We start from the raw sequence: 26,838 nt of genomic DNA, 5'->3' as shown, positions 1-26,838 counted from the left end.
GCCGGGGGAAAGGCCGTTGTGCGGGTGGTCAGGGACGCGATGGCGGGGTCGTGCGGCGCGTGCGGTTAATCGACGGTGGACGACGCGACACGGGAGCGCTCCGCAGAGCAGCGCGACATCACCGCTCCCACCCCGGACGTCCGGGCCAAGGCCGACGACAAGGATGAGGCCGACGACAGGGACGAGGACGGGGATGACGAGCCCCCGGCAGCCGACACCCAGGCACCCTGACCGCCGGCTGCCGCCCATCCGGCTGTCTCGGCGTCGACTGTGCGCCCGGGCCCCGCGAGAGCCTCGTGAGGCGACGGGTGCTTCCGGCGTGCCGCTGCTACGCCAGCGTGACGCCCTCGCTGTCCAGCAACTCGACCAGTTCGTCGCGGTGCAAGAAGGCGACGCCTTCGAGGAGATCGGGATGGCGCAGCAGGGCGCCGGCTTCGGCGTCGAAGGCGCCCGGGCTGGTCAGCCGCTCCAGGCCGCCGACGAGGCCGTGAGGACCGGCGGCGGTCGACGCTCGGCGGGCGCGGGCAGCGAGGGCGGGGTCAGCCAGCAGGCAGGCGGCCCAGCTGACAACGACCTCCTCGACCCAGGTCCGCCACGGCGCGTCCTCGGGTTCGTTGCCGGCGAGCCAGTCCAGCCGCCCCGATCCGCTGGGCGCGAGCACGTGCAGCAGCTGGGCGTCGAGGTCGGTGGGGTAGCGCAGGGCGGCCGCGAGGGTGGCGGCCTGCCGGGCCTGGGCCTCGGCCAGCGCGGCGTTGACCGGGCCCGGTGGCGGAGGGTATGCCGCCAGGAGCCAGCGTGTGCAGGCGGCTATGACAGCGGTGAGGTCGGTGGGCACGGCGATCGGTCCCTCGGGGCGGGCTCGCCGGCCTCCGGTAGATCGGTGGTGCGGCGGTGCGAGCTGCTGGATGCGAGGCCGCGCTGCCCCGCTCGTGGCCGCCAGTGTAGGCAGGCCCAGGCCACCGACGGCATGACGCCGGTCACTCGCCGCCGCTCGACCAGCCCATCAGTGAAAGGCTCCGTTGAAACGGGGAAGTTCACCTTGAGACGCGGTCGCTGCGAGGGACGCTTCAAGCGCGCATGTGGAAGGGCTCGGCGATGGACGGGGTCGAAGACCGTATCCACAAGCCCGGCACCGACCATGCTCGCCAGGGTGATCGCCCGTGCGCATGCCACTTGTCAGCGCCCGCACCGAACGGTCACTCGAATCGCCGTCGGCGAGTAGCGCGCGAATGAGCCCTGGCCGAGGCTGGGCGGAAGTCCGGGTGACCAGAGGGGTGCGGTGTCGATGTTCGATGCGAGCTTTGCGTTCCCGCCCTCCCTGCTGGACCCGGTGACCGGCGCCCGCGGCCGGATCGCCGTCATCGGCGCCGGTATGGCCGGCCTGGTGAGTGCGTACGAGCTGCAGCGGCGCGGCTTCGACGTCGTGGTCTACGAGCAGGCGAACCGGCCCGGCGGGCGGGTCCGCACCCACCGCTTCTGGGACGGCACCCACATCGACCTGGGCGCCATGCGCATCCCCGGCAACCACCACTGCGTGCTGCACTACGTCTCCCGGTTCCGCCTGGAGACCCGCCCGTTCGTCAACGCCAACCCGCGCGCCTACTACCACCTGCGCGGCCGGCGGGTGCGGGTACAGGACGTGGCGGCGCTGTTCCCCGCGTACGCGCTGCGCCCCGCCGAGCGGCAGGCCCCCGGGTCGCTGCTGGACCGGCTGCTCGGCGCGGTGTGGAGCACCCTGACCCCCGAGCAGCAGCACCGCACGCTGGCCGGACACTGGGACGACCCCGCGCTGGAGCGGCCCGCCTCCGTCTCGCTCTGGCAGTTCGTCCACGAGCACCTGTCCCAGGACGCCTGGGACCTCGCCGGCCACGCCAGTGGCCTCGCCCACTACGAGCAGTCCTCCCTGCTGGAGGTCCTGGTCGACTACTTCGGCCTGTTCCACCGCGGGCAGGTCGAGCTGGTGGACGGCCTGGACGCGCTGATCCGCGCCTTCGTCCACGCCCTGCGCCCCGGCAGCGTCCGGCTGTCCGCCCGGATCGACGAACTCGCCCTGACCCCGGACGGCGTCCGGCTGATCGGCGCCCGGCTCGGCGCCCCGCTGCACGACCGCGCCGACTACGTGGTGTGCTGCGTCCCGGCTCCCGCACTGGACCGGATCAGCGTCACCCCCGGCCTACCCCACCCGCAGCGGCACGCCGTGCGCGGCATCAGCTACGCCAGCAGCACCAAGACCGTGCTGCACCTCACCCGCCGCCGGTGGGAGCTGGCGGACGGCATCCACGGCGGCGGGAGCTTCACCGACCTGCCGATCCAGCAGTGCTGGTACCCCTCGGACAACGCGGTGTGGGTCGAGGACGGCGTCAACGGCGGCCCCGGTCCGCACTGGGCCGCCCGCGACCCGCTGCGCTCGGCCGAACCGACCGCCCTGCTCGGCGCCTACCTGTGGGGCGCCAACGCCCGGCGCTTCACCGCGCTGCCGCCAGCCGACCGGGACGCCCTCGTCCTGGCCTGTCTGGAGCGGCTCCACCCCGGCATCACCGCGGACGTCGACGACATCCTGCACTGCGACTGGGACGTGCAGACCGGCATGGGCGGCGGTGCCTTCGCCCACCTCACGCCCGGCGAGCACACCCGCTACCTGTCCGTGCTCGGCGCCCCGCACCCGGTCGACGGCCCGCGGATCTTCTTCGCCGGCGAGCACCTGTCCGGCGCCCACGCCTGGTGCCAGGGCGCCGCCCGGTCCGCCCTGGACGCCGTGGGTGCCCTGCTCGACCGCGCCGGCCACCCCCGGATCGCCACCCGGGTGGGCACCGCGTGACGGACCGCGAGCTCACCCGCGCGGATCTCCGGGCCCCGTTCCGCCCGGCCCGCCGCGAGCAGGTCGGCATCGAGGTCGAGTGCGGCCTGGTCGACCCGGCCACCGGGCTGGCCGCCCGCTACTCCGGGGAGCGCGGCGTCCAGGCCGTCCTGGAGGCGGTGCTGGCCCGGTGGGGCGGTGAGCGGCAGGAGGACGCCGGCCGGCTGACCGGGGTGCTGCGCCCGGACGGCAGCCAGATCACCCTGGAGCACGGCGGGCAGATCGAGTACTCCTCCACGCCCGCCCCCGGCGTCGGCAAGGCGGTCGACGACCTGCGGGCGGCGCTGGAGCAACTCGCCGAACTGGCCGACCGCTTCGGCCTGGCCCTGCTGCCCGGCGGCTACCTGCCCTTCGACCGCCCGGCGGACATGGAGTGGGTGCCGATGACCAGGGGCGCCCTGATGCGGGAGCACTTCGCCGGGCTGGGCGAGCCGGGCAGCCGGGCCCGCAATGTCATGGCGCTGTCGCTGTCCACCCAGGTCACCCTGGACTACCTCTCTCCCGAGGACTTCACCCGCAAGCTGCGCACCCAGGTGGCCGCCGCACCGGTGGTCTCCGCCCTACTGGTCAACTCCCCACTCCAGGAGGGTCGTTCGGAGGGCCTGCTGTCCCACCGGTGCTGGTCCTGGCTGCGGATGGACCCGCGACGCAGCGGCGTGCTGCCGCCCGCGCTGCGGCCCGGCGTCACCGTGGACGACGTGATCGACTGGGCGCTGGACATCCCGCTGATCCACTACCGCGACCCGGCCGGCCGCTACCACCCGGCACCCGACCGCACCTTCGCCGAACTCCTCCGGCACGGCTACCCGGACGGCGGCAGGCCCACCCCCGCCCACTGGAGCGCCCACCTGAACCAGCTCTGGACCGACACCAGGGTCCGCGACACCCTCGAACTGCGCGGCGCGGACGGCCCGCCGCACCCCTTCTCCGCCGCCGTCCCCGCGCTGTGGACCGGCCTCAGCTACCACCCCGGATCCCTCGCCGCCGCCTGGGACCTGCTCGGCCACTACACCCTCGCGCAGCACCGCGCCGCGCTCGCCGAACTGCCCGTCCGGGGCCTGGCCACCCGCCTCGGCGGCGACCCCGTCCGCCCGCTGGCCGCCGAACTGCTGCGCCTGGCCCGGACCGGCCTGTCCGCCCGCGTCGCGGCCGGCCTCGAACCGCCGCACGTCCCCGGCTACCTGGACCCGCTGGACGAGATCGTCGCCACCGGCCGCACCTTCGCCGAGCAGTGCCTGGGGCGCTGGCACGGCGAGTTCGGCCGGGACCCGGCCCGCTACGTCGCCGCCCACCGGGTCTGAGGCCGGCCGGGAAAGACCAAGGGCGGGCCAGCGGGTTTCCGTGCCGTTCAGCACCTCCTGCGGCAGGTGTGCGGGACCTCCACCGGCACCTGGACGAGGAGGACGACCGCACCGAGCACGAGGCACTGGCCTGGCCCGCACAGTGCCACACGGCCCGAAACGGGTCCGACCAGCCCAGCGCAGCGAGGCCGCACCAGGGCCACGATGGAAGTACGAGACGAGAAAGAAGAGCACGATGAGGACCAGGTTGCGGCCCCGCACCGGGGAGGGCATGGCGCTGCTCGGCGTCCTGCTCCTGATCGTTCTGGAGCTGGTCGCCCTCACCACCGCTCCGGCCGGGGACCGGGCGGTGATCGGCGGCACCCTGATCGGCGCCGGCACGGCGGCGTTCGTCATCGTCGCGGCCCTGCTGCACAGCCGACACAACCGTGAACGGCACGCCCGCCAGAGCCTGCCCCCAGTCACGGACAGTAACTGGTTCGACGGCCAAGCCCTGGAGGGATTCCCGATGGAAGCCGTCCGGCCCATGCTGCTGGGCCCGCACGCCCCCAGCCTGAACCGCCTCTACGCCGCCTGGGTACTCGCCACCCACGGCCATGACGCCGTCTGGATCATCCACCATCTCGACCTGCCCGCCGATGTCACCCACCTGCTTGTCGACGCCGCCCACCGGCAGAGCGCGGGGGCTGACCGGACCCGGGCCGGGTGAGCAGCGAGGCCACGTCCATCCCGTACGCCTGTTGAACCGGACGGAGTCCGTCACGTGATCACGGCCCTCGACCACATCCAGCTCGCACCGCCCGGCAGCGAGCCGCTCGTGGGCGCCTGCTGCGGCGCAGGCCGGCTGGGGTGGTGACTAGCCCGCTCGGGGTGCTTCGCCACCGCCTGCTCGTTGAGGACAGGCACACAGGTGTGAGCTCGGTTAGCTTCGGGGCGTGGACCGTGTCGTGTTGTTGTCCCGGTTGCTTCGTCGCCCGCTGGTGGGGCGCGGCGGTGAGGTGGTGGGCCGCCTCGCCGACGTGATCGTCCGCCTGCGCGGTCGCGACTACCCGCTGGTGACCGGCCTCGTCGCGCAGATCGAGAAGCGTGAGGTGTTCCTGCCCGCCGAGCAGGTGGCGGACTTCGACGGCGACCGTATCCGGCTCACCCGCGAGGTGGTGGACCTGCGCCCGTTCGAGCGGCGCGAGGGCGAGGTTCTGCTGCGCGCCGATGTACTCGGCCACCGGGTGATCGACGTCGCCGATGTCGAGCTCGTCAAGGCCCACGACATCGAGCTGCGCGAGCGGCCCGACGGCTGGGTGGTCGACCGCCTGGACACCCAGCCGCACCGGCCCCGCCTGTTCGCGCTCGGGGGAAGATCCGAGCCGCACTGGCGGGACTGGAAGGCGTTCGAACCGCTGATCGGCCACGCTCAGTCGGCCCGGGCACGCGGCCCGTTCGGGCGCCTGGGCCACCTCAAGGCGGCCGACCTGGCAGACCTGCTGGAGGACGCGAACCGTAGGGAATCCGACGAGATCCTGGAGACCGTCCACGCGGACCCCGAACTGGAGGCGGACGTCTTCGAAGAACTGGAACCCGATTCGCAGACCCGCCTGCTCGCCGAGCGGGGCGACGCCGAGATCGCGGCCGTCTTGACCCGGATGCACGCGGACGACGCCGCCGACGCCATCAACGACCTCCCGCAGCGCCGCCGCCAGCCGGTCCTGGACGCCCTGCCCGCCGGGCAGCGCACCAAGGTCCTCACGCTGATGGGCTTCAATCCCTCCAGCGCCGGCGGCCTGATGGCCCTCGACATCCTCACCGCGCCTCCGAGCGCCACCGTCGCCCGAGCCCTGGATCTGGTCCGCGCCGCCCAGACGCTGCAGCCCGAGGCGATCACCAGCGTCTATGTGGTCGAGGAGCCCGATCCCCGCCTGATCGGCACCGCCACCCTGGTGGCCCTGCTCCAGGCCGACCCGCATGCCGACCTCGACCAGATCATGGTCACCGACCCCGTCCGGGTGCTCCCGGACACCGACGTCGAGGACGTCGCCCTGCTGATGACCGACTACAACCTGCTCACCGTCCCCGTCGTCGACGAGCAGGACCGGATCCTCGGCGTCATCACCGTCGACGACATCCTGGAGACGGTCATCCCCGAGGACTGGCGACGCCGCGAGCCGGCCCCCCACCCGGCCCATCGCGTGGAGGAGACCCAGCCGGGCGGACGGCCCAACGACACGACGGGCCAGGGCGCATGACCGCCCCCCAGCAGCCGCCCGACCAACCCGGCCGACGGCAGGAGGGACAGCATCCGGCCCAGCCTCCGAAGGACGAGAAGCCCCCGAAACCCGAGGCCCGCCCTGAGCCGTCGCCCACCCCGGAGCCTGCGGCCACCCCGAAGACCGCGCCCGCGCCCCGGCCCACGCCTCCTCCAACGACGCCGTCCCGTCCCAGCGCCGTCCTGGATGAGGCCCATCTCGGCGACATCGAGGGCGCCTTCGGACGGATTCCCCGCGAACACGCCGAGGAACGCCCCGGCCTCAAGGCCCGCCTGCTGACCCTGCTGGCCATCGTCGGGCCCGGCATTATCGTCATGGTCGGCGACAACGACGCCGGCGGCGTCTCCACCTATGCCCAGGCCGGCCAGAACCACGGCTACAGCCTGCTGTGGGTACTGCTGCTGCTCATCCCGGTGCTGATCGTCAATCAGGAGATGGTCGTCCGCCTCGGCGCGGTCACCGGCGTGGGCCACGCCCGGCTGATCAACGAACGGTTCGGCCGGTTCTGGGGCTGGTTCAGCGTCGGGGACCTCTTCATCCTCAACTTCCTCACCATCGTCACCGAGTTCATCGGCATCGCGCTCGCCGCCGACTTCCTCGGCGTTTCCAAGTACCTGGTCGTACCGATCTCCGCCCTGCTGCTGATCGCCGTCACCAGCAGCGGCTCCTTCCGCCGCTGGGAACGAGCGATGTTCGCCCTCATCGCGGTCAGCCTGCTGCTCATCCCGCTCACCCTCATGTCACAGCCCCAATGGGGCCGCGCCGCGCACGACTTCGTCGTCCCGAGCATTCAGGGTGGTATCACCAGCGACGCCGTCCTGCTGATCATCGCGATCGTCGGCACCACCGTCGCCCCTTGGCAACTGTTCTTCCAGCAGTCCAACGTCATCGACAAACGCATCACCCCGCGCTTCATCGGCTACGAACGCGCCGACACCGTCATCGGCTCCATCGTGGTCGTCGTCGGAGCGGCAGCCCTGGTCATCATCGCCGACTACGCGGTCCGGGGTACTCCGTTCGAAGGGCACTTCACCGACGCCGGCGGCATCGCCCAGGCTCTCGACCAGCACAGCCACGCCATGGCGGTGATGTTCGCCATCGTCCTCATGGACGCCAGCATCATCGGCGCCGCCGCCGTCACCCTCGCCACCAGCTACGCCTTCGGCGACGTCTTCAACCTCCGCCACTCCCTGCACCGCGGCTTCGGCGAGGCCAAGCAGTTCTACGCCTCCTACAGCCTCATGGTGCTGGTCGCCGCCGCCATCGTCCTCATCCCCGGCGCACCACTCGGCGTCATCACCGAAGCCGTCCAGGCCCTCGCCGGCCTCCTCCTGCCCTCCGCCAGCGTCTTCCTGCTGCTGCTCTGCAACGACCCCGAGGTCCTCGGCCCCTGGGTCAACCCGCGCTGGCTCAACCTGCTCGCCACCGTCATCATCGCCGTCCTGCTGCTGCTTTCCGGCACGTTGATGGTTGCCACGCTCTTCCCGTCTGTCGACATCAAGGGCCTCACCATCTGGCTGGCCGGAATCCTGGTCGCGGGCCTGCTCGCGGCGGCGATCGGCCTGCGGATCGCCGAGCGCCGCAGGGGCACGGCAAGGCCGGCGCCACACGTGATGCCGCACGCCGAGAAGCTGGCCTGGCGCATGCCACCACTGGCCCTGCTCAAGCCCGTCCAGTGGTCACCGGGCCTACGCCTCGGCATGCTCGCGCTGCGCGGTTACCTCGTCCTGAGCGCCGTCCTGCTCCTCGTCAAAGCCATCCGCCTCAGCGGAGGCTGACCGACCCCGGACCCCCGGGCCACCCCGTCGAAAGGTCAACAGGACGCGGTCCGCGCGTGGATCAGGAGGCCATGAGAACGGCCGGCGTCGGCACGGCGTCCCCGCCGAACCGGCGCCAGCCGCAAGCACCTGCCCGTCGTGCCCGGTGGGGGAGCGCCGCCACGTCCACCGCGGCGGCGTAGTCGGTCTTCTCCACGGTCGCGTCCGCGCCGTCCCAGGAGGTGGTGAAGGAGCCGGGCGCGGGCGGGGTGAAGCTGAGCAGCAGCACCGCGGGAACGGTCAGCAGCAGACGATCCCAAGGCTGTGGTGGCGCTCGTGCTCATGGTCGTGCGATTCGGCGGGACGGTTCGAGCCGGACTGCGTAGCGCTCGGCGTCGCGCCCGAAGCGTATGGCGGGGCCCCTTCGTGGCCGGTCAGTCCAGGCTGCCTGCTCTGGTCGGCGGGATGACCCATGTCAGGCCCGGCAGGCGCGGCCAGGGGTGCCCGGGGCGAGAGGCGGCGATGCTTCGTCCCCGGGCACCAGCCGTATCCGGTTCAGGATTTGCCGCGGCCGGTGACGAAGTCGCGGGCCCGGTCTACCAGGCCGGCGCCCGGGGCGAGCAGTTTGCTGGCCAGCGGGGTGCTCGGCGCCGAGGGGTGCGGGCGGGTGGGCGCCATGGACTTGGCCCGGCGGATCCTGTCGCCGAGGTCGTCCAGCTGCTCGGCCGTACAGGCCTGGGCCAGCTTGGGGAAGAGGTTGTTCTCCTCGTCCTGGACGTGGGCGGCGACCTCGTTCATCAGCTGCTGGAGCACCGGGTTCATCTGCTGGTCGTCGGTGTCCATCTTCTCCAACTGCTTGAGGAGCTTCTCGACGCGGCCGTGGTCGGCGATCTCCTTGTCCGCGAGTTCGTCGCCGCCCTGGATGTGTTCGCGTACCGCCGGGTAGAGGTACTGCTCTTCTGCGACCGAGTGCCGCACCAGCTCGATGGTGACCTCGTCCACCATGTCCCGCAGCTGCTGCCCGCCGCCGGTCATCGCCTGGATCCGGGCGAACATCTTCTCCACCTCGCGGTGGTCGGTCATCAGCTCCTGGATCACATTGCCGCCGTGCCCCATCGCGTCTCCACCTTTCATCGTGTGTGTCCCGGGTCGGTCCCGGTCCGGCCGGCAGTGATCCCCGCGAAGACGAGCACAAGTGAGCGGGAGGGGCGGTCCTCACCCGATCGGCGACGGTGACGACCCCCGCCGGGCGTACCCGTGCGGCAGGGAGCCGCGTCGAGCCCTACGTTCGGGGCAAGCGCCGTGGCGCACCCCATCAATCGAGGAGAAGACCATGCCCGCCGGTTCGAGCAAGAAGCGTGAACGCCAGTACGAGCACATCAAGGACAGCGCCCTGGACCGCGGCGAGAGCGAGAGGCGGGCCAAGGAGATCGCCGCGCGCACCGTGAACAAGGAACGCGCCCGCCACGGCGAGTCGAAGACCGCCAGCCGCTCCTCCCTCCACGACACGTCCTCCCGGCGCGGCGGCCGGCGCTCGCACCCCGTCTCCCAGGGCCCGACGAAGGAGCAGCTGTACAACGAGGCCAAGAGGCGCAACATCCACGGCCGCTCCACGATGAACAAGAAGGAACTCGCCAACGCGCTCGGCCACTGACACCGCGAGGGCGGCCCAGCCGAAGGCTTCGTCCAGTCGGTGAGGGCAGGTCAAGCCGGTTCGCGGGCCAGGGCGCCCTGGCCCGCGTGCGGTGTCTCCTGTGTGCGGCCGGGCCGGTCATTCGGAGCGCCGCAGGCCTCCAGTTCCGGGGCCTTCTCTTGATCCATGGGCTACGCGCTCCCGTTGTCCTGGGAGGGGGAACGCGGTGGCTGGACCGCCACCCCGTCGCATACGCGCGGCTCAGCCGCGGAATCAGGAGAGCAGGGCGCGGACGGCGTCCTCGACCGGGCCGTGCGTGGCGACCGGTGCGCCGTCCGCGCCGAGCTCACCGAGGGCAGGGGCGATCGTGGCCCCTTCGTCGAAGAGTGCGATGAGCCGCGGATCGACGTACGAGGCGCGGCGTACGGCCGGGGTGCTGCCCAGGTAGTTCGCCACCTCGCGGACGACTCCGGCCTCGGCCTGCTCGCGCGCAGCCTGCGAGCCGCCGGCCACCGACCGACGCGACGGAACGGACATGTCGGCTGCACGTCGCAGCAGCAGACGCCGGCCCGGGGCCCGCCGAAGCGACCGCTTCAGCCGGCCCGAGGCTTCGGCCCGGCGGCCGGCGGGCTCAGTGCGCCCGGGCCGGGAAGCGTTCCCAGACCCGGTGCGTGCCCAGCTGCCCCACCAGGGCCGCGACGGCCCGCGCGGCGTCGGTCTCGGTGAACACGCCGGGTGCCTGCGGGTCGACCCCCGCAGCGGCCCACAGCGCGCGGGCGTCCGCGAGGCCGGCGATCGGCTTGGCGTGCCGGTAGGCCTCGTTGACCAGCAGGACGATCCGGGAGTCGATTGCCGGCTGCCCGCCCGCGACGGCGCCGGACTTGGCGTCACGCGCGCCGCGGTCGTCGGCCCCGGGGGCGGGAGCGTCGGCCACCAGCAGCGCGTCGAACTCGACGGACCGGGCGGCGCCGAAGGTCCGCTGAACGGCGAGACCCTCGGCCAGCGGGGCGCCGGTGGGTCCGATGACCAGCGGCAACAGCCCTGCGGCCAGGGCGGCTTCACGCATCTCGCGCGCCGCGCCGGGGTCGCTGCCGGTGCCGGCGATGATGCCGAGCACGCGGCCGGTCGCCGGCCAGCGCTGCCCCAGCTGGGACAGGGCCGCACTGGAGGTGACGTCGGCGTGCGCCTTGGCGGTCGGTGCGGGCAGGCCCAGGCCGGTGGCGACCTCGCGGCACAGCCCGTCGTCGACCCGCGCCAGCACGGCCAGCACGCGCTCCTTGATCGCCTGCTCGTACACCTTCGACAACTCGAAGGTGTAGGCGGCGATGACGTGCTCGCGCTCCACCGGGCTCAGGCTCAGCCAGAACAGGCGGGGCTGGCTGAAGTGGTCGTCGAACGAGGCGGGCGCCTCACGTACCTTGGCGCTCGCGGCGATCGGGGTCGGGTACTCCACGAGGGCGTGCTCCGCGGTTTTGGCGAAGAACGGGCAGCCGCCGTCCAGCGAGTTCGGCTTGTACGGTGCGACGCCGCTGTGGACGGCGTCCTGGTGGAATCCGTCGCGGAGCATGTCGTTGATCGGGGCATGGGTGCGGTTGATCGGGATCTGTGCGAAGTTCGGCCCGCCCAGGCGGGTGATCTGGGTGTCGAGGTAGGAGAAGAGCCGGCCGGAGAGCAGGGGGTCGTCGGTGATGTCGACGCCGGGAACGAGGTGGCCGGGGTGGAAGGCGACCTGCTCGGTCTCGGCGAAGTAGTTGGTGGGGTTGGCGTTGAGCGTCATCAGGCCGATCGGCTGGACGGGGGCGAGCTCCTCGGGGACGATCTTGGTCGGGTCGAGCAGGTCGATGCCCTCGAAGGCCTGGTCCGGGGTGTCGGGGAAGGTCTGGATGCCGAGTTCCCACTGCGGGAAGTTGCCCGCCTCGATGGCATCGGCGAGGTCGCGCCGGTGGAAGTCCGGGTCCATGCCGCCGATCAGCTGGGCTTCCTCCCAGACGAGGGAGTGCGCGCCGAGCTTGGGCTTCCAGTGGAACTTGACCAAGGTGCTCACACCGTCGGCGTTGACCAGGCGGAAGGTGTGGATCCCGAAGCCCTCCATCATCCGGTAGGAGCGCGGGATGCCCCGGTCGGACATGTTCCACAGGGTGTGGTGGGTGGCCTCGGTGTGCAGCGACACGAAGTCCCAGAACGTGTCGTGCGCGCTCTGCGCCTGCGGGATCTCCCGGTCCGGGTGCGGCTTGCCCGCGTGGATGACGTCCGGGAACTTGATCGCGTCCTGGATGAAGAACACCGGGATGTTGTTGCCGACCAGGTCGAACACCCCCTGGGCGGTGTAGAACTTGGTGGCGAACCCGCGGGTGTCACGCACCGTGTCCGCCGAACCGCGCGACCCCAGCACGGTGGAGAACCGCACGAACACCGGCGTCTCGACGTCCTCGGCCAGGAACGCCGCCTTGCAGACGCCGGCCGCGGTGCCGTAGCCGCGGAACACACCGTGCGCTGCGGCGCCGCGCGCGTGCACCACCCGCTCGGGGATCCGCTCGTGGTCGAAATGGGTGATCTTCTCGCGCAGGTGATGGTCCTGCAATAGCACGGGGCCGCGTGGTCCGGCCTTCAGCGAGTGATCGGAGTCCGGCAGTCGCACACCCTGGGCGGTGGTGAGGTAGCCGCCGTTCTGCGCCGCCGCGTCCGCGGGGGCGCCGGTGTCGCGGCCGGTGGGCGACAGCGGGAGGGGCGCCTGCTGGTCCGGCTTCGCGGCCAGCGGAGCTTTCGGCTCGGTCGGCTCCGCCAGCTGCGGGGACTCGCTGCTCGGCGCACCGGGCACTCGGGCCGACGGCCGGTCGTCATCGCGTACCACCTCCGTGACGGCGTCCAAGATCTTCTTCACGGGGCCCGGCTGTTTGTCGTCCATCAGTCCTCCGGTGTCGGGTGGGGCACGTGAGGGCGCGAGTCGCCGAACCGGCGCCCCACACCCGCTGATGCTGTACGAACGACTATCCCGGTGGGAGACACCCGGCCCGGCTCGACACACCCCGCGCCCGGCGAGCGGCGATCAACAGCCGTCTGCCCCCGCCCTGGGGGAGCATGCCCTGCGCTTCGCGGCCGCCGAGGCCGTCCCGCCATCAGGGTGTGGTCGGGGCCGGCGCGGGAAGGCGCTGAAGCATGGCCAGGGAACTGAAGGAGATCGAACGCAAGTACGACGGGCTCGCACTGCCGCCGACGGACCTGGAGGACCTGCCCGGCGTGGCGGCAATCCGCCGTGCCGAGCCGCAGGACCTCGACGCCGTCTACTACGACACCCCGGACCTGCGTCTTCTGCTCCGAAGGATCACGGCTCGCCGCAGAAGCGGCGGCAGCGACGCCGGCTGGCACGTCAAGCTGCCGCTCGACGCCGACTCGCGGCGGGAAGTGCACCTCCCGCTCGGCCCAGGAGACCCACACGAGGTGCCTGCGCAGTTCGTCTACCGGCTCGCGGCCTTCACGCGCGGCGCGCCGCTCCTCCCCGTGGCCCAGCTACGCACCCACCGGTCCCGGCGGCAGCTGCTCGACGACACGGGCCGGATACTGGCGGAGGTCACCGAGGACCGGGTGGCAGCCCAGGCATTCGACCCCGCGCCGGCGCCAAGCGCCCCCGGCCGGCGGGGGAGGAGCGTGCCCTCGACCGCTGCGGACTCGGCCGGCGGCGCCACGGTGCGGGCCAGCGGATGGACCGAGTTCGAAGTCGAGCTGAAGCACGGCACGCGGTCGCTGCTCGATGGCATCGACGCCGTGTTCGCCGCAGCGGGCCTCACCCGCTCCCCGTGGCCGTCCAAGCTCGCCCACGCACTCGGCTCCACCTGCACCGCCCAGGCCGGACCCACCGCGCCACGGGACACGGGCGAGGCACGAACCGCCGGCGAACTCGTCATGCGCGGCATCCGGACCCAGTACGAGAGGCTGCTGGAGGTGGACGGGGCGGTGCGCTGCGGGGAGGAGGACTCCGTGCATCAGATGCGGATCACGGCGCGTCGGCTGCGGAGCCTGCTGAAGGCTCACCGACGGTTGCTCGACACTCGCCGGTCCACACCGCTGGCCGATCAACTGCGCTGGCTCGCAAGGCTTCTGGGTGAAGCCCGCGACCAGGAGGTACTCGCCGGCCAGCTGACGGACGCCTTGGACTCCGTCCCTGCAGCCATGCGCGAGGGCGCCCTGCGGGCCCGGATCACCGAACGCTACGCCCGCGGCTACCAGGCCGCCTGGCAGCGGGCGGTCGACGAACTCGACGGAGCCCGGTACTTCACCCTGCTCGACGACCTCGAGGACTTCCTCGCGCACCCGCCACTGCGACGCCGGGCCCGCCGCGACGTCGGCGACTACCTGGCCGGCGCCCTGCGGCGCGAGCAGCGCCGGACTCTGCACCGACTCGACACGGCGCTCGGCACGCCGGCCGGCCCCCCACAGGACGAGGCACTGCACAGCGCCCGCAAGGCCGCCAAGCGCGCCCGCTACACCGCCGAGTGCGCGCAGCCGGCCGCCGGCCGGACCACCGCGAAGCGCCTGGCCACGTACGCGGCCCGGATGAAGAAGCTGCACAAGGTACTGGGCAACCAGCACGACAGCGTGGTGGCCCGCCGAACTCTGGTCGACCTCGGCGCGCAGGCGGACGCCGACCGTCGGCACGTGTTCGCCTACGGCGTGCTCTACGAGGTACAACGGCGCGCCGGCGACGACGCCCTGGCGCGCCTGCCCCGACTGCGCCGGCGCGTCGAGAAGTCACGGTGATCGATACCGGGCGCGGGTCGGCTCGCACGCCTGCGGCGGGGCGCCCGGCTGCCGTACGCGGCACGACGACGTGCCGGCGGCTCACTCCTGGCAGCGGCGTCCGTCGGCGTAGGCGCCGACGCCGAGAAACCCGGTCCTGCCGTGCTCGAAGACAGTTCGGGCCGTCACCACGGCCCCAGCCCGCGCACGCCGTAGCGGCCCGGCGGTCGTACCTGTCTCGGGCCGACGGGCCGCTACGGCTGGGGGTGGCGCCTCAGGCCTGGGTGACCAGGTCCAGGTAGGCGTCGTGCCAGAGGTCCTCGTCGCCGTCCGGCAGGAGCAGCACGCGGTCCGGGCGCAGCGCCTCGATGGCGCCCGGGTCGTGGGTGACCATCACGATCGCCCCCGGGTAGGTGCCGACCGCGGCCAGCACCTCCGCCCGGGACGCCGGGTCGAGGTTGTTGGTCGGCTCGTCCAGCAGCAGCACATTGGCGCCGGAGTGGACCAGGCCGGCCAGCGCCAGCCGGGTCTTCTCGCCGCCGGACAGCACGCCGGCCGGCTTGTCGGCGTCGTCGCCGCGGAACAGGAACGCGCTGAGGACGGTCCGCAACTCACCGTCGGTCAGGTCGGGCGCGGCGGCGGCCAGGTTGTCCCGGACGCTGCGCGCCGGGTCCAGGGTGTCGTGCTCCTGGGCGAAGTAGCCGATCCGCAGGCCGGTGCCGGGGACGACCCGGCCGGAGTCCGGTCGCTCGTGGCCGGCCAGGACGCGCAGCAGGGTGGTCTTGCCGGCGCCGTTGAGGCCGAGCACGACCAGCCGGGCGCCGCGGTCGACGGCGAGGTCCAGGCCGGTCAGCACCGTCCGGTCGCCGTAGGCCTTGGTGAGGCCGACCGCGCCGAGCGGCATCCGGCCGCAGGGCGCGGGCTCGGGCAGCCGGATGCGGGCGGTGCGCTCGGCCTGCCGGACGGGTTCCAGCTCGGCGAGCATCCGGTCGGCGCGGCGGGCCATGCTGCGGGCGGTGGTCGCGGTCGCGACGTGGGACCGCATCCGGTCGGCCTGGGCGTGCAGCGCGGCGGCCTTGCGTTCGGCGTTGGCCCGTTCCCGGGTGCGGCGGCGCTCGTCGGCCGCGCGCTGGTCCAGGTAGGCCTGCCAGCCGGTGTTGTGGACGTCGATCGCGGCGCGCTGCGGGTCCAGGTGGAAGACCCGGTTGACGGTCTCCGCGAGCAGGCCGAGGTCGTGGCTGATCAGCACCAGCCCGCCCTGGTGGGCGGCGAGGAAGCCGCGAAGCCAGGCGACCGAGTCGGCGTCCAGATGGTTGGTCGGCTCGTCCAGCAGCAGGGTGCCGTGGTCGGCGAACAGGATGCGGGCCAGCTCGGCCCGGCGCCGCTGACCGCCGGAGAGCGTGCCGACGGCGGAGTCCATCACCCGGGCGGGCAGCCCGAGCCCGGCCGCGACCCGGGCGGCCTCGGCCTCCGCCGCGTAGCCGCCGCGGGCCTGGAACTCGGCGTCGGCGCGCGCGTAGGCGTCCATCGCCCGGCGTTCCTCGGCGGGGGAGGCGGCCCGCGCCATCGCCTGCTCGGCGGTGCGCAGCGCGCGTACGGCGGCGTCCAGGCCGCGGGCGGACAGGATGCGGTCGGTGACGGTGACGGCCGGGTCGGCGGCGCGGGAGTCCTGCGGGAGGTAGCCGACCGGGCCGGTCCGGGTGACGGTGCCGGCGGCGGGCGGCAGCTGCCCGGCGAGCGTGGCGAGCAGGGTGGTCTTGCCGGCGCCGTTGCGGCCGACCAGGCCGATCCGGTCGCCGGGGGCGATGTGCAGGGTGACGTCGGACAGCAGCAGGCGGGCGCCGACGCGCAGGTCGACACCACGGGTGGTGATCATGGGATAACGCTCCGAAACAGCTAGCGGACACACGGGTGGCGTGGAGGCGGGTCCGTCAGCTAGGAGATTCGGGGCGTAGACATGTGGGTCAGGGTAGCGGCCGGTCGGAACGGACGCATGCGAATTCACGGACGCATCCGACACGCACCCGGGGTGACGGATGCATCCGAAGCGATGGACGCAGCCGGGGTGACGGATGCATCCGACGCGATGGACGCATCGGAGGTGACGGGCGCGCTCGGACGCACCTGAGTGCGCCCGGGCGCGCCCGGTCGGCCGCGGCGGCCGTCAGCCGCGCAGCACGGCGGCCACCACCGAGGGGTGGAACAGCCGGGTCGGCGGCGCCACCAGGGACAGCACCTCGTGGAACGCCGCCGTGACCTCGGGGTTGTGGGTGGCGCCCCGCAGCACCTTGTCCAGGTAGCGGTGCTGCAGCCGGACCAGCGCGCCGGAAGGGCCGCCGGTGGTGGCGGTGAAGCGGACGTCCTCGGCGCTGGACATCATCCACGCCGTCTTGGACACCGCGGCGACCTCCCGCCGGGCGTCGCGGGCCGTGGCGTGTCCGACGCCGCCGTGCCGCGCGGCGGTGCGGCGCAGCACCTGGGCGCAGAACAGCGAGACGGTCACGCCCTGGCCGTACACCGGGTTGAAGGTGCTCGCCGCGTCGCCGACCACCACCAGGCCCTCGGGGGCGCTGCGTTCGTAGTGCCGTCGTACGCCCGGGCCGGGGAGGAAGCCGCGCACCTCGCCCGCCGGTTCGGCCTCCCGCAGCATCTCCCGCAGGGCCGGGTCGCGCAGTTGCGACAGGTGCTTGGTGAAGCCCTCGGCGCCGGGCTCGGGTTCGGCGCCGCGCATTCCGGCCAGGCTGACGATCCAGCGGTCTCCCTCCACCGGCAGCAGGACGCCCATCCGCGGCTTGTCCGGGGCCTTGGTCTGGAGGTAGATCGCCTGGTAGCCGAGGTCGACACCGGGCGGACGGTGGAACAGCCGGGAGGTGTAGGCGACACCGGCGTCCACCCGCTCCTCGGGCACCGCGCGGCAGCCCAGTTCGGTGAGCCACTTCGGCACGGAGGTCGAGCGGCCGGACGCGTCGATCACCAACTCCGCCGGGATGTCGCGGACTTCGCCGCGTCCCGAGCCGTGCCCCGAGCTGCTCCCCGAGCTGCTCTCCGAGCCGTCCTCCGGGCCCCGCCCCGAGCCACGCGCGCGGACCTTCACCCCGGTCACCGCCTGCCCCGAGCCGAGCAGGCCGACCACGTCGGTGCCCTCCAGGAACTCGATCGACGGCTCGGTGCGGACCCGGTCCAGCACCAGTTTGTCCAGCACCGGTCGGGTGCAGGAGAGGAAGGCCATCCGGGCCGGGTAGTCGACCATCCACCCGGCCGAGCTGAGCCACCTGAGGTCGCCCGAGGTGGACACCCGGTGCGCCCCCGCGGCCGCCAGCTCCTGGTTGATGCCGGGCATCAGCTCCTCCAGCGCCCGGTGGCCCGCCTCCAGCACCAGGTGCGCGTGCCGGCCCTGCGGCACCCCGGACCGGAACACCGGCTCGTCCGGGTAGCGGTCCCGCTCCACCACGACGATCCGCTCGGCGAAGCCCCGCAACGCCCAGGCCGCCACCACACCGGCCAGTCCGCCGCCGATCACCACCGCCGTGCCCCGCCCGGGGGTCGTCTCCGAAGAAGTCATGCGACGTAGCGTAGTGGTGACGGCGCCGGTCCGTAATCGGTCCAGCTGGGCGAACCCGCCGCGGGGAAGCGCCCGTTGACGTCGCTCCGGGTCCCACCGCGCCCGACGGTCGGCCCGCCCCAGGTTGTCCGTGGTCCGCACGCGGCGTGACTGGCTCTGGCCCCCTGGCGGGCCCCCCACGCTAAGGAAGTGTCAAGAACCCCGTCGAGCGGTGTCAAGGAGGCGTCAGGAAACGTCTCATCGCCGGTGGCGCGGCATTAGCGTCGCGCGGCGGAGAGAAACGGTTCCGCGTTCGGTTCCCACCGGGAGCCCCGGCGGACCGTGTCACGGGGGAAAGGAACGTGCGGTCATGACCACCTCGACAGCGGGCAGGGCGACCACCTCGGAGGAGGAGACCGACGGAGGGGACGACGGTCCCGCGCCGGCCGGACCGGGCATTCCGCCCGGCCCCCTGGCCCGGTTCGGCCGGGGCTTCCGGACGGTCGGCAGCCGCTCCTACTGGACCACCCCGCGCCTGGTCCGCGGCCTCACCGCGCTGAGCCTGGCCGCGCTGATCGGCCTCGGCGCCACCGCCACCGCGGTGCTCGGCGGCGCCCGCGACGGCACCGACACCATCGGCCACCAGGCCGCCCCGCAGGCCACCCGCGCCGCCGACCTCTACTTCGCGCTCAGCGACATGGACGCCCAGGCCGCCAACCTGCTGCTGGTCGGCGACGACCAGGACTACGCCACGCTGCGCAAGCAGACCCTGGACACCTACGAGCAGCGCCGCAACCAGGCCGACGACGACCTCCAGCGGGCCGCCCAGTCCGCCGCCGGCGACCCGTCCGGGCAGCGCGCCGTCCAGCTGGTGCTCGGCCGGCTCGGCAGCTACGAGGCCCTGGTGGCCCGCGCCCAGCTGCTGGAGGAGCAGGCGAAGGCCCCGGCCGGCCAGCCTTCGCCCGCCGCCCTGGACGCCTACCGGCAGGCCTCCGACCTGCTGCGCAGCCAGCTGCTGCCCGCCGCGGACCAGGTCACCGCCGCCAACGAGGCGACCGTCGACCACGTCTACGCCCAGCAGCGCGGCGCCCTCGACAGCGGCTGGTGGTGGCTGTTCGTGGTCGGCCTGCTCGCCCTCGCGGCGCTGTTCGGGCTCCAGCGCGCGCTGGCCGTGCGCTACCGCCGGGTGATCAACCCGGCGCTGGCGGCCGTCACCCTGCTGACCGGCGTGGTGCTGGTGACCGGTCTGACCCTGGTCGGCCGCACCGAGGACCACCTGGTGACCGCCAAGAGCAACGCCTACGACTCGGTGATAGCGCTCAGCCGGGCCCGCGCCGTCGCGTACGACATGAACGCCGACGAGAGCCGCTACCTGATCGACCCGGGCCGCGCGGCCGTCTGGGAGCAGGCCTACCTGGACCAGAGCCAGGCGATCGCCCACTTCGACGGCGTGACCCTGTCGAGCTACCGCACCCGGGTGCAGGACGCCGCCGACCGGCACCGGGCGGACGACTCCGTCGTGCCCTTCGGCGGCTTCCTGGGCAGCGAGCTGCACAACATCACCTTCCCCGGTGAACAGGACGCCGCCGACCGGGTCCTGGGGGCCTTCCAGGAGTACCAGGCGATCGACCACCGGATGCGCGACCTGCGCGCCGCGGGGCAGCTCAAGGACGCGATCACGCTCAACACCGGGCTCGCCAAGGGTCAGTCCAACTACCAGTTCGAGCAGTTGAGCACGGCCATGGGGGACACCATCACGGTCAACCAGACGGCGATGGACTCGGCACTCGCGGCGACCGACGGCGACCTCGACGGCACCACGGCGGCCCTGGGCGGGGTCGTCCTGCTGGTGGCGCTGGGCCTGACCGCGCTGGGGGTGCGGCCCCGGCTGCGTGAGTACCGCTAGCACGGAGCGCGGAGCGGCGCCCGGGCGGGCCGGTGACCGGCGGGTCCGGTGAGGAGCAGGCCCGGTGACTGGCGGGTCCGGTGAGGAGCAGGCCCGGTGACTGGCGGGTCCGGTGAGTGGGAGGCCGGAATCCGGGAAGCCGGAGGCGGGGGCCCGGTGGCGATCGGCGGATCGTCACCGGGCCCCCGCCGTCCGCCTCCCCGGCGGAAGTCACCGGGCACGTCCTCAACGGTGTGCCGGATTGACAAACACCCTTGCCGTCCCGGCGAATAGCAGGCATGGCCGACGAAGAGTCCGAGAACGTCCTCACCACGGTGGGCCCCCGGCTGCGCGCCCTGCGCCGGGAGCGCGGCACCACGCTCGCCAAACTGGCCGCCGCGACGGGCATTTCACTCAGCACGCTGTCCCGGCTGGAGTCCGGGCAGCGCAAGCCGACCCTGGAACTGCTGCTGCCGCTGGCCCGGGAGTACCGGGTGCAGCTGGACGAACTGGTCGGCGCCCCGGCCACCGGCGACCCGCGGATCCACCCGCGCCCGGTGACCAGGAACGGCCAGACCATCGTGCCGCTCACCCGCCACCTCGGCGGCCTGCACGCGTACAAGCACATCGTGCCGCCCGGCCGGAACAGCGGTCCCGAGCTGGAGTTGAAGGTCCACGAGGGCTACGAGTGGCTGTACGTGCTGTCCGGGCGGCTGCGGCTGGTGCTCGGCCCGCACGACCTGGAGCTGACGGCCGGTGAGGCCGCCGAGTTCGACACCCGGACCCCGCACGCCTTCGGCAACGCCGGTCCGCAGCCGGTGGAGTTCCTCAGTCTGTTCGGCCCGCAGGGGGAGCGGATCCACATCAGGGCGCGCCCGGGAACCTCTGTTCGGTAGGTTCGTTCCCTGACAGGGGGTCTCCGCTTAGGGCTCCCACCAGGCCATCGGGAGGGGCCGATCACATGAGTGTGCAGCAGAGCACGGAGTCCGGCGAGAGCGGCGGATCCGAGGAGAGGCCGGGGACCGGGCCGGAGGGGGCGGCGGAGGCCGGCGCGACGCCCGAGGCGGCCGCGAAGGGCGGGTCGTCGGAGACGCCCGAGCCCTCCGAAGCGCCCGGGTCGCCCGAGGCACCCGCGAAGCCGGCGCGCAAGAAGCGCCCGTTCTGGCAGGAGCTGCCGATCCTGCTGGTGATCGCCCTGCTGCTCTCGCTCGGCATCAAGACCTTCTTCGTGCAGGCCTTCTCGATCCCCTCCGGCTCGATGGAGAACACCCTCCAGATCGGCGACCGGGTGCTCGTGGACAAACTCACCCCGTGGTTCGGCGCCGAGCCGGAGCGTGGCGAGGTGGTGGTCTTCCACGATCCGGGCGGCTGGCTGGAGGACGGGCCGACGACCAGCTCCGGCGGCGTCATGAGCACCGTCCAGAAGGCGCTGAGCACCGTCGGCCTGATGCCCTCGGCGGACGAGAAGGACCTGATCAAGCGGGTGATCGCGGTCGGCGGGGACACCGTCGAGTGCAACGCGGGCAGCCCGGTCAAGGTGAACGGCGTGGCGCTGGACGAGCCGTACGTGTTCCCCGGGGCGGCGCCCTGCGACAACGACCCGGTCGGCACCGTCACCGTGCCCAAGGGCAAGCTCTGGGTGATGGGCGACCACCGCAACAACTCCCGGGACTCCCGCCCGCACCACATCCTCACCGGGGACGGCTTCGTACCGGTGGACGACGTGGTCGGCCGGGCCTTCGTGGTGGCCTGGCCGCTCTCGAACTGGTCGACCCTGCCCGTCCCGGACACCTTCGACAAGGTGCCCTCCAGGGCGGCGGGCACCCCGTCGGAGACGCCTCCGGCACCGGCGGCGCTCGCCTTCGCGGGGGTCGTGCCGATCGCGCTGTGGCGGCGCCGGCGGTCGCGGCGCGCCGCGGACTGAGCCGGACGGTTTCGCCGGAACTCCGGTCGCCGTGTGCTACACGGCTGTAGAGTTCCGGCGCCGGGCCGCGGTGCCGGGTGCGGTCGGGCCGGGCGGATCGGTCGGGCCGCCGGGCCGGTGGGGCCGGTTGGGCCGATGGGGCCGGTCGGGCTGGGAGGCGTCGGAGGCGTCGGGAGGCGGAGCCGTGGTGGAGCATCCGGGCGGGCCGCCGGTGCCGACGACGGAACCGGCCGACTCCGAGGTCCGGTGGGTCTACCAGCCGGTCGAGGTCGACGCCGGCGACGGCGCCTGGGCGCCCGGCCGGATCAGCGGCTGGTGGCAGGACCCCGCCGGGCGGAGTTGGTGCCGGCTGCGGGTCTGCCGTGGCGGACAGCCCGCCGACTGGCGGCCGTTCGACCCCGAGCGGGTACGACTGCTGCCGGTCTCCGGGTTGTGAAGCCACGTCGTGAAGCCGGGTTGTGAAGAGAGTGTCAGGAGTTCTTGGCGGAACCGTTCGAAGGCCCCTGTCGTCCCTGGGAGCGAACGCCGACGAGGCCACTTTCAGCAACCGGGGACGACGTGAGTTCCGAGATCAACTTCAGCAACAACTACCGCGACCTGTGCGAACAGCACGGTACCGGCGCGGGCTTCCAGTTCGAGTTCTCCTGCTACCGCTGCTCCGACACCTGGCGCTCGCCGTTCGAACGGTTCACCACGGGGCAGGTGGCCGGCTGGATAGGCAAGGGCGTCAGCGCGGCCTGGAACATGTTCGGCGGCAACGCCAACACCATCAGCAACGCCGCGGACGGCCTGGCCGGCCAGACCTGGGGCACCTCGCGGGACGCCGCCTTCCAGCGCGCGATCGACACCGCCCAGTCGCACTTCAACCGTTGCGCCCGGTGCACCCACTACGTCTGCGGCCGCTGCTTCAACCCGGAGCAGGGCCTGTGCTTCAGCTGCGCCCCGGACACCGCGGCCGAGGCGGCGGCGGCGCAGCGGCGCGGCCTCAACGACATGGTGACGGACCGGGCCTACCAGGTCGGCCAGCAGTCCGGTACGGAGTTCGACGTCCGCACGCCACGCCAACTGGTCTGCCCGCAGTGCCGGACGGAGACCCACGGCACGCCGTTCTGCCCCGGTTGCGGCTTCAAACTGGCCCAGCCCGTCCAGTGCGGGCAGTGCCACCAGGACGTGCCGGAGGGGGCCGCGTTCTGCCCGTCCTGCGGGGCGCGGCGCTGAACGGCCGGTAGCCGGCATCCAGTACGGGCGGGGCGCCCGCGGGCACGAGGTCCGCGGTGGGCGCCCCCGCCCGTACGTCCGCTCCGCGGTGGGCGGCTCAGCCGTACGACACGTTGGCGCACGGGTCGTCGTCCGCCGAGCGGGCGGTGCCGCTGACGCTGCTCGGCAGTGGTGCCGGGGTGTTCGGGGCGCCGGGTGCGGGGGTGGCGGCGGAGGCCGGGTCGGCGGCGAAGTCCCGGCCGACGACCACGTTCAGGCCCCTGCCGCCGGGCTCGACGGTCGCCCCCGGGAAGAGCTTGGCAACCGCCTCGGCGGCGGTGCGCTCGCCGGTGCCGTACTCGACCACGGTGGTGCTGCGGGGCTTTCCGGTCGCGTTGCCGATGGTGGTGACGGTGTAGCCGGCGCCCTTGACGGCCTCGGCCGCCTTGCTGCCGACGCCGCTCTCGCCGGTGCCGTTGAGCACGGCGACCTTGATGTCGTTCTTGGCGGCTGCGGTGGGGGAGGGCGTGGCCTCGGCGGCGGGCGTGGTGCTGGGGGCGGCGGAGTCGGTGGCTGCCGGGCTCTGGGCGCTGGCGTCCTGGCCGTCGATGGTGCGGTCGGCCTTGAGCGCGGCCCAGAGCTGGTCCACGTCGGGGTGGACCAGGGCGACCCGGGGGCCCTCGTAACGCCAGGGTGCCGTCAGGAACTTGACGTCGTGCAGGTTGACGTCCTTGACCGACATGGCGAAGGACATCAGCTTGGCGGCCGAGCCGAGGTCGGGGTCGACGGTCAGCGACTTGGTCGCGGCGTCGGCGAGCGGCAGCAGGGTGGTCGGGTCCATGCCGCGCGACTTGACCTCCTTGATGAGGGAGGACAGGAAGGCCTGCTGGCGCTTGGTGCGGCCGATGTCGGAGCCGTCGCCGATGCCGTGCCGGACCCGGACGTAGTCCAGCGCGGACTGGCCCTCGACCTTCTGCTTGCCCTTGGCGAAGACCTGCTTGCCCTTGTGGCCGAGGTTGGGGTTGAGGTCCCCCTCGTAGACGTTGTTCGGCAGGCAGACCTCGACGCCGCCGACCGCCGAGGTCATCGAGGCGAAGCCGCTGAAGTCCACCACGATGGTGTGGTCGACGCGCAGGTTGGTGAGCTTCTCGACGGCGTTCTGGGTGCAGGCCGGGTTGCCCTGGTCGGTGTTGCCCACCGAGAAGGCGCTGTTGAACATCACATTGTTCTGCTCCTTGGTCCACTTGCCGTTGGGGAGCTTGCACGGCGGGATGGTGACCAGGGAGTCGCGGGGGATCGAGATGCCGACGGCGTGCTTGTGGTCGGCGTAGATGTGCAGCAGGATCGCGGTGTCCGAGCGGGCGCCGGCGTCCCCGCCGCCGCCGAGGTCGCTGTTGCCGTTGCCGCGGCTGTCCGAACCGATCAGCAGGACGTTCACCGGGGTGCGGCCCTGGGCGTCCGGTGCGGCCGCCTCGGGGCGGTCCTTGCTGAGGGCGTCGCCGTCGAAGGTGGTGATGTTGCTGTTCAGCCGGTAGTAGACGGCGCCGCCGGCGAGCACCAGCAGGGCGGTGCAGCCGGCCGTCACCCAGAGCACCTTCTGCTTGGTGCTGCGCTTGGGCTTCGGCTTGGCCCGGCCGGCGGGGCGGGTGTCGGCTATGTCCGCACCCGAACCGCCCTTGCCGGAAGCGCCCTTGTCGGAACCGTCCTGGTCCGTACCGGACTTGCGGTTCGCCGCTCTGCGTCCGCCGGCCCGGTGCGACGAATTCTCGGTCTCGGTGGAACCCCTGCGACCCGACACGGCGTCATCCTCCACAGTTGCCACGGAACCCCCGTCGGAGCGGTGGCTTGCGTGGTCCTGGGTTGGATTCGATCCGGGTCGGCCCGTCGCTAAACTTTTACACCGCTGTAGAACTTTCAGAGGAGCATACTAGGCGCAGATGAGAAAAATACTGGTCAGACCATGAGAGAAGGTCGGCCGGGTCTCATCTCCGTCGCTCCGTACCCGCACGAGGAGCACGATGACTCACCGGATCGCACGTTCGATAGCCGGCGCCCTGGTGGTACTGCTGGCCGCCGTCGGCCTCGGCGCCGTGGCGTCGAGCGCGACGGCGGTGGCCGCACCCCGGACCGTCGCGACCGCGGCTGCCGTCCCTGCCGCCGGAACTGCTGCCGCCGGCGCCCCCGTCGGGGTGCGGCAGGCCGAGGTGAAGGGCGCCGCGGCCCAGCACCTCGCGGCCAAGCAGGAGAAGAAGAAGTCCGGCTTCTTCGCCAAGCTCGGCAAGTTCCTGCTGGTCGTCGTCATTCTGATCATCCTGTTCATCATTCTGGTGATCTGGGGGATCGTTCACCTGGTGCGCAAGATGTTCCGCCGCCGGTGAGCCACGGAGTCATTCGGTCACTGAGCCACTGAGCCACTGAGCCGGCGAGCCAGTGAGCGGCTGAGCCGCTGCGGCCGCCCCGGGAGCTGAAGCAGCGCCCGGGGCGGGCCACTCGGCCGTGATCGGCCCTGTCCCGGCCGGCCGGGCCGCCCCAGGGTGGGCGGCCCGAGCGACCACCCCCCGAAGCCCGCCGGGCTGCGCCCCGAGAGCCGGATCGTCCACCCGCCGCAGGTCGGGCTCGGCGGTGGCCGGCCGATGGGCGTCCCGCCGCACCAGGGCCACCTGTTCGCCGTCGAGAGCAGCGACGCGCTCGCGGCCGCAGGAGACGCAGCGGAACACCAGCGTCGCCGGGCGTTCCCATCGCCGGGCCGGGGTGCCGTTCGGGCGATTGTTCGGCACCAGGATTCGTGGGCCGTCGGGACGGCCCGTCAGCGGGCCCTGGGGCGGGCGGCGAGGAGGGCGATGTCGTCCTCGGCGGCGGGGGCCGGGGGTGGCGCGAGGGAGTGCAGGACGGCGTCGAGGAGCTCGTCGAGGTCGCCGGTGGCGGGGAGCCGGAGGGCGGCGAGGCGCGCCAGTGAGGTGTCGATGTCCTCGTGGCGGCGCTCGACCAGGCCGTCGGTGTAGAGGAGCAGGGTCTGTCCGGGGTCGAGCGGGTGGGTGGACTGCTCGTAGCCGCCGAGGCCGGTGCCCAGCGGTGGGCCGGTGGGGACGCGCAGCAGTTCGGTGGGGTGGTCCGGGGTGATGAGGGCGGGCGGCAGGTGGCCGGCGCTGGAGAGGGTCCAGCGGGTACGGCCGGGGTCGGCGAGGACCAACAGGCAGGTGGCGGGGCGGGCGGTGTCGTTGGCGGAGATGACGTTGTCGAGCTGGCGCAGGATGCGGTGCGGGGGCAGGTCCATGCCGGCGATGTCGCGCAGTGCCGAGCGGTAGTGGCTCATGTCGACGGCGGCCTCGACGCCGTGTCCCATGACGTCGCCCATGGCCAGCAGGGTGCGGCCGAAGGGCAGCCGGACGGTCTCGTACCAGTCGCCGCCGACCACCGAGCTGCTGCCGGAGGGCAGGTAGCGGGAGGCGAGGGAGAGGTTCTGGTGCGGGCTGCCGGGCTCGCTCAGCAGGGCCCGCTGGAGCTCCAGCGCGATGCCCTGGGAGCGCGTGTAGCTGCGGGCGTTGTCGATGCCGGTGGCGGCGCGGGCTGCGAGGTCGCCGAGCAGGGCGGCCTCGTCGGGGGTGAAGGCCGGGGTGGCGGCGGTGCGGCCGAGGGTGAGCAGCCCGACCAGCCGGCCGCGGGCGGCGAGCGGCAGGACGAGCAGGGAGGCGGTGCCGGCCGGGCAGGCGTCGGTAGGGCCGGGTCCGCCGAGCACGGCGACGCCGGT

At 72.9% G+C, this 26,838-nt stretch carries 23 protein-coding genes; 14 read left to right on the top strand and 9 right to left on the bottom strand.

The window, feature by feature from the left end:
- The first annotated feature begins 75 nt into the window (after positions 1-75).
- On the top strand, positions 76-231 hold the full coding sequence (locus BG452_RS37660) for a hypothetical protein (protein WP_188308837.1): 156 nt from the start codon (positions 76-78) through the stop codon (positions 229-231).
- A 97-nt stretch (positions 232-328) separates the two neighbouring features.
- Here BG452_RS37660 and BG452_RS37655 read toward each other — a convergent pair whose 3' ends face one another.
- Positions 329-835, bottom strand: a complete 507-nt coding sequence (locus BG452_RS37655; protein ID WP_188308836.1) for a hypothetical protein — start codon at positions 833-835, stop codon at positions 329-331.
- 450 nt (positions 836-1,285) lie between these two features.
- Between BG452_RS37655 and BG452_RS37650 the strand changes: the two genes are divergently transcribed.
- The 5 genes from BG452_RS37650 (at position 1,286) to BG452_RS37630 (ending at position 8,197) form a co-directional block, all read left to right on the top strand.
- The gene (locus BG452_RS37650) at positions 1,286-2,818 is read left to right on the top strand and encodes a flavin monoamine oxidase family protein (RefSeq protein ID WP_188308835.1); all 1,533 of its coding nucleotides are present in this window, start codon (positions 1,286-1,288) and stop codon (positions 2,816-2,818) included.
- Positions 2,815-4,158: a glutamate-cysteine ligase family protein gene (locus tag BG452_RS37645; RefSeq protein WP_188308834.1), complete on the top strand. Its 1,344-nt coding sequence runs from the start codon at positions 2,815-2,817 to the stop codon at positions 4,156-4,158. Before BG452_RS37650 ends, BG452_RS37645 begins: the two co-directional genes overlap by 4 nt.
- Before the next feature lie 235 nt (positions 4,159-4,393).
- Positions 4,394-4,867, top strand: a complete 474-nt coding sequence (locus BG452_RS37640; protein ID WP_188308833.1) for a hypothetical protein — start codon at positions 4,394-4,396, stop codon at positions 4,865-4,867.
- Positions 4,868-5,093: 226 nt separating this feature from the next.
- Positions 5,094-6,398 carry a magnesium transporter MgtE N-terminal domain-containing protein gene (locus BG452_RS37635; RefSeq protein ID WP_188308832.1) on the top strand — a complete coding sequence of 435 codons (1,305 nt, stop codon included), beginning with the start codon at positions 5,094-5,096 and terminating at the stop codon, positions 6,396-6,398.
- On the top strand, positions 6,395-8,197 hold the full coding sequence (locus BG452_RS37630; RefSeq protein ID WP_223243306.1) for an Nramp family divalent metal transporter: 1,803 nt from the start codon (positions 6,395-6,397) through the stop codon (positions 8,195-8,197). Before BG452_RS37635 ends, BG452_RS37630 begins: the two co-directional genes overlap by 4 nt.
- A gap of 61 nt (positions 8,198-8,258) precedes the next feature.
- On the opposite strand, the gene BG452_RS37625 is transcribed toward BG452_RS37630, so the two are convergent.
- Positions 8,259-8,465 (bottom strand): hypothetical protein, encoded by a 207-nt coding sequence (locus BG452_RS37625; protein WP_188308831.1) that lies wholly within the window; start codon positions 8,463-8,465, stop codon positions 8,259-8,261.
- 266 nt (positions 8,466-8,731) lie between these two features.
- Positions 8,732-9,292, bottom strand: a complete 561-nt coding sequence (locus tag BG452_RS37620; protein ID WP_188308851.1) for a hemerythrin domain-containing protein — start codon at positions 9,290-9,292, stop codon at positions 8,732-8,734.
- 217 nt (positions 9,293-9,509) lie between these two features.
- Here BG452_RS37620 and BG452_RS37615 point away from each other — a divergent pair, with 217 nt between their 5' ends.
- Positions 9,510-9,830 carry a plasmid stabilization protein gene (locus tag BG452_RS37615; protein WP_188308830.1) on the top strand — a complete coding sequence of 107 codons (321 nt, stop codon included), beginning with the start codon at positions 9,510-9,512 and terminating at the stop codon, positions 9,828-9,830.
- 252 nt (positions 9,831-10,082) lie between these two features.
- Here BG452_RS37615 and BG452_RS37610 read toward each other — a convergent pair whose 3' ends face one another.
- Positions 10,083-10,346 (bottom strand): hypothetical protein, encoded by a 264-nt coding sequence (locus tag BG452_RS37610; RefSeq protein ID WP_188308829.1) that lies wholly within the window; start codon positions 10,344-10,346, stop codon positions 10,083-10,085.
- A 94-nt stretch (positions 10,347-10,440) separates the two neighbouring features.
- Positions 10,441-12,714 (bottom strand): catalase, encoded by a 2,274-nt coding sequence (locus tag BG452_RS37605; RefSeq protein ID WP_188308828.1) that lies wholly within the window; start codon positions 12,712-12,714, stop codon positions 10,441-10,443.
- A gap of 251 nt (positions 12,715-12,965) precedes the next feature.
- On the opposite strand from BG452_RS37605, the gene BG452_RS37600 reads away from it, so the two are divergent.
- Positions 12,966-14,564 (top strand): CYTH and CHAD domain-containing protein, encoded by a 1,599-nt coding sequence (locus BG452_RS37600; protein WP_188308827.1) that lies wholly within the window; start codon positions 12,966-12,968, stop codon positions 14,562-14,564.
- 253 nt (positions 14,565-14,817) lie between these two features.
- Here the strand turns inward: BG452_RS37600 and BG452_RS37595 are convergent, their stop codons facing one another.
- Both BG452_RS37595 and BG452_RS37590 read right to left on the bottom strand, forming a co-directional pair.
- Positions 14,818-16,419 (bottom strand): ABC-F family ATP-binding cassette domain-containing protein, encoded by a 1,602-nt coding sequence (locus BG452_RS37595; RefSeq protein WP_188308826.1) that lies wholly within the window; start codon positions 16,417-16,419, stop codon positions 14,818-14,820.
- 288 nt (positions 16,420-16,707) lie between these two features.
- Positions 16,708-18,105 carry an NAD(P)/FAD-dependent oxidoreductase gene (locus tag BG452_RS37590; RefSeq protein ID WP_223243319.1) on the bottom strand — a complete coding sequence of 466 codons (1,398 nt, stop codon included), beginning with the start codon at positions 18,103-18,105 and terminating at the stop codon, positions 16,708-16,710.
- 349 nt (positions 18,106-18,454) lie between these two features.
- Here BG452_RS37590 and BG452_RS37585 point away from each other — a divergent pair, with 349 nt between their 5' ends.
- From BG452_RS37585 to BG452_RS37560, 5 genes are all read left to right on the top strand, one after another.
- Positions 18,455-19,990 (top strand): hypothetical protein, encoded by a 1,536-nt coding sequence (locus BG452_RS37585; protein ID WP_188308825.1) that lies wholly within the window; start codon positions 18,455-18,457, stop codon positions 19,988-19,990.
- 278 nt (positions 19,991-20,268) lie between these two features.
- Entirely contained in the window at positions 20,269-20,865 is a 597-nt protein-coding gene (locus BG452_RS37580; RefSeq protein WP_188308824.1) for a helix-turn-helix domain-containing protein, read from the top strand.
- Positions 20,866-20,930: 65 nt separating this feature from the next.
- The gene (gene lepB / locus BG452_RS37575) at positions 20,931-21,893 is read left to right on the top strand and encodes a signal peptidase I (RefSeq protein WP_188308823.1); all 963 of its coding nucleotides are present in this window, start codon (positions 20,931-20,933) and stop codon (positions 21,891-21,893) included.
- A 184-nt stretch (positions 21,894-22,077) separates the two neighbouring features.
- The gene (locus tag BG452_RS37565; RefSeq protein ID WP_223243305.1) at positions 22,078-22,329 is read left to right on the top strand and encodes a hypothetical protein; all 252 of its coding nucleotides are present in this window, start codon (positions 22,078-22,080) and stop codon (positions 22,327-22,329) included.
- A gap of 122 nt (positions 22,330-22,451) precedes the next feature.
- Positions 22,452-23,111 carry a double zinc ribbon domain-containing protein gene (locus tag BG452_RS37560; RefSeq protein ID WP_188308822.1) on the top strand — a complete coding sequence of 220 codons (660 nt, stop codon included), beginning with the start codon at positions 22,452-22,454 and terminating at the stop codon, positions 23,109-23,111.
- A 97-nt stretch (positions 23,112-23,208) separates the two neighbouring features.
- Here BG452_RS37560 and BG452_RS37555 read toward each other — a convergent pair whose 3' ends face one another.
- Complete coding sequence (locus BG452_RS37555) at positions 23,209-24,888, bottom strand: LCP family protein (protein ID WP_411293082.1); 1,680 nt, start codon at positions 24,886-24,888, stop codon at positions 23,209-23,211.
- Between the two features lie 220 nt (positions 24,889-25,108).
- Here BG452_RS37555 and BG452_RS37550 point away from each other — a divergent pair, with 220 nt between their 5' ends.
- Complete coding sequence (locus BG452_RS37550; RefSeq protein ID WP_188308821.1) at positions 25,109-25,468, top strand: hypothetical protein; 360 nt, start codon at positions 25,109-25,111, stop codon at positions 25,466-25,468.
- A gap of 428 nt (positions 25,469-25,896) precedes the next feature.
- Here BG452_RS37550 and BG452_RS37545 read toward each other — a convergent pair.
- A partial coding sequence (locus tag BG452_RS37545) for a PP2C family protein-serine/threonine phosphatase (protein ID WP_188308820.1) occupies positions 25,897-26,838 on the bottom strand: 942 nt, incomplete at its 5' end.

The sequence above is a fragment of the Streptomyces sp. CBMA123 genome (assembly GCF_014596465.1).
GTDB lineage: Bacteria > Actinomycetota > Actinomycetes > Streptomycetales > Streptomycetaceae > Kitasatospora.
The sequence above is the reverse complement of the archived record's forward strand: the minus strand, read 5'-3'. Positions and strand labels throughout refer to the sequence as shown.

Bases quoted from the DNA above. Each gene is read 5' to 3' on its own strand.
- BG452_RS37595 (WP_188308826.1), bottom strand. From the start codon at position 16,419: ATGATCACCACCCGTGGTGTCGACCTGCGCGTCGGCGCCCGCCTGCTG.
- BG452_RS37580 (WP_188308824.1), top strand. From the start codon at position 20,269: ATGGCCGACGAAGAGTCCGAGAACGTCCTCACCACGGTGGGCCCCCGG.
- BG452_RS37550 (WP_188308821.1), top strand. From the start codon at position 25,109: ATGACTCACCGGATCGCACGTTCGATAGCCGGCGCCCTGGTGGTACTG.
- BG452_RS37590 (WP_223243319.1), bottom strand. From the start codon at position 18,105: ATGACTTCTTCGGAGACGACCCCCGGGCGGGGCACGGCGGTGGTGATC.
- BG452_RS37610 (WP_188308829.1), bottom strand. From the start codon at position 10,346: ATGTCCGTTCCGTCGCGTCGGTCGGTGGCCGGCGGCTCGCAGGCTGCG.
- BG452_RS37630 (WP_223243306.1), top strand. From the start codon at position 6,395: ATGACCGCCCCCCAGCAGCCGCCCGACCAACCCGGCCGACGGCAGGAG.
- BG452_RS37650 (WP_188308835.1), top strand. From the start codon at position 1,286: ATGTTCGATGCGAGCTTTGCGTTCCCGCCCTCCCTGCTGGACCCGGTG.
- BG452_RS37585 (WP_188308825.1), top strand. From the start codon at position 18,455: ATGACCACCTCGACAGCGGGCAGGGCGACCACCTCGGAGGAGGAGACC.
- BG452_RS37615 (WP_188308830.1), top strand. From the start codon at position 9,510: ATGCCCGCCGGTTCGAGCAAGAAGCGTGAACGCCAGTACGAGCACATC.
- BG452_RS37605 (WP_188308828.1), bottom strand. From the start codon at position 12,714: ATGGACGACAAACAGCCGGGCCCCGTGAAGAAGATCTTGGACGCCGTC.
- lepB (WP_188308823.1), top strand. From the start codon at position 20,931: ATGAGTGTGCAGCAGAGCACGGAGTCCGGCGAGAGCGGCGGATCCGAG.
- BG452_RS37620 (WP_188308851.1), bottom strand. From the start codon at position 9,292: ATGGGGCACGGCGGCAATGTGATCCAGGAGCTGATGACCGACCACCGC.
- BG452_RS37600 (WP_188308827.1), top strand. From the start codon at position 12,966: ATGGCCAGGGAACTGAAGGAGATCGAACGCAAGTACGACGGGCTCGCA.
- BG452_RS37640 (WP_188308833.1), top strand. From the start codon at position 4,394: ATGAGGACCAGGTTGCGGCCCCGCACCGGGGAGGGCATGGCGCTGCTC.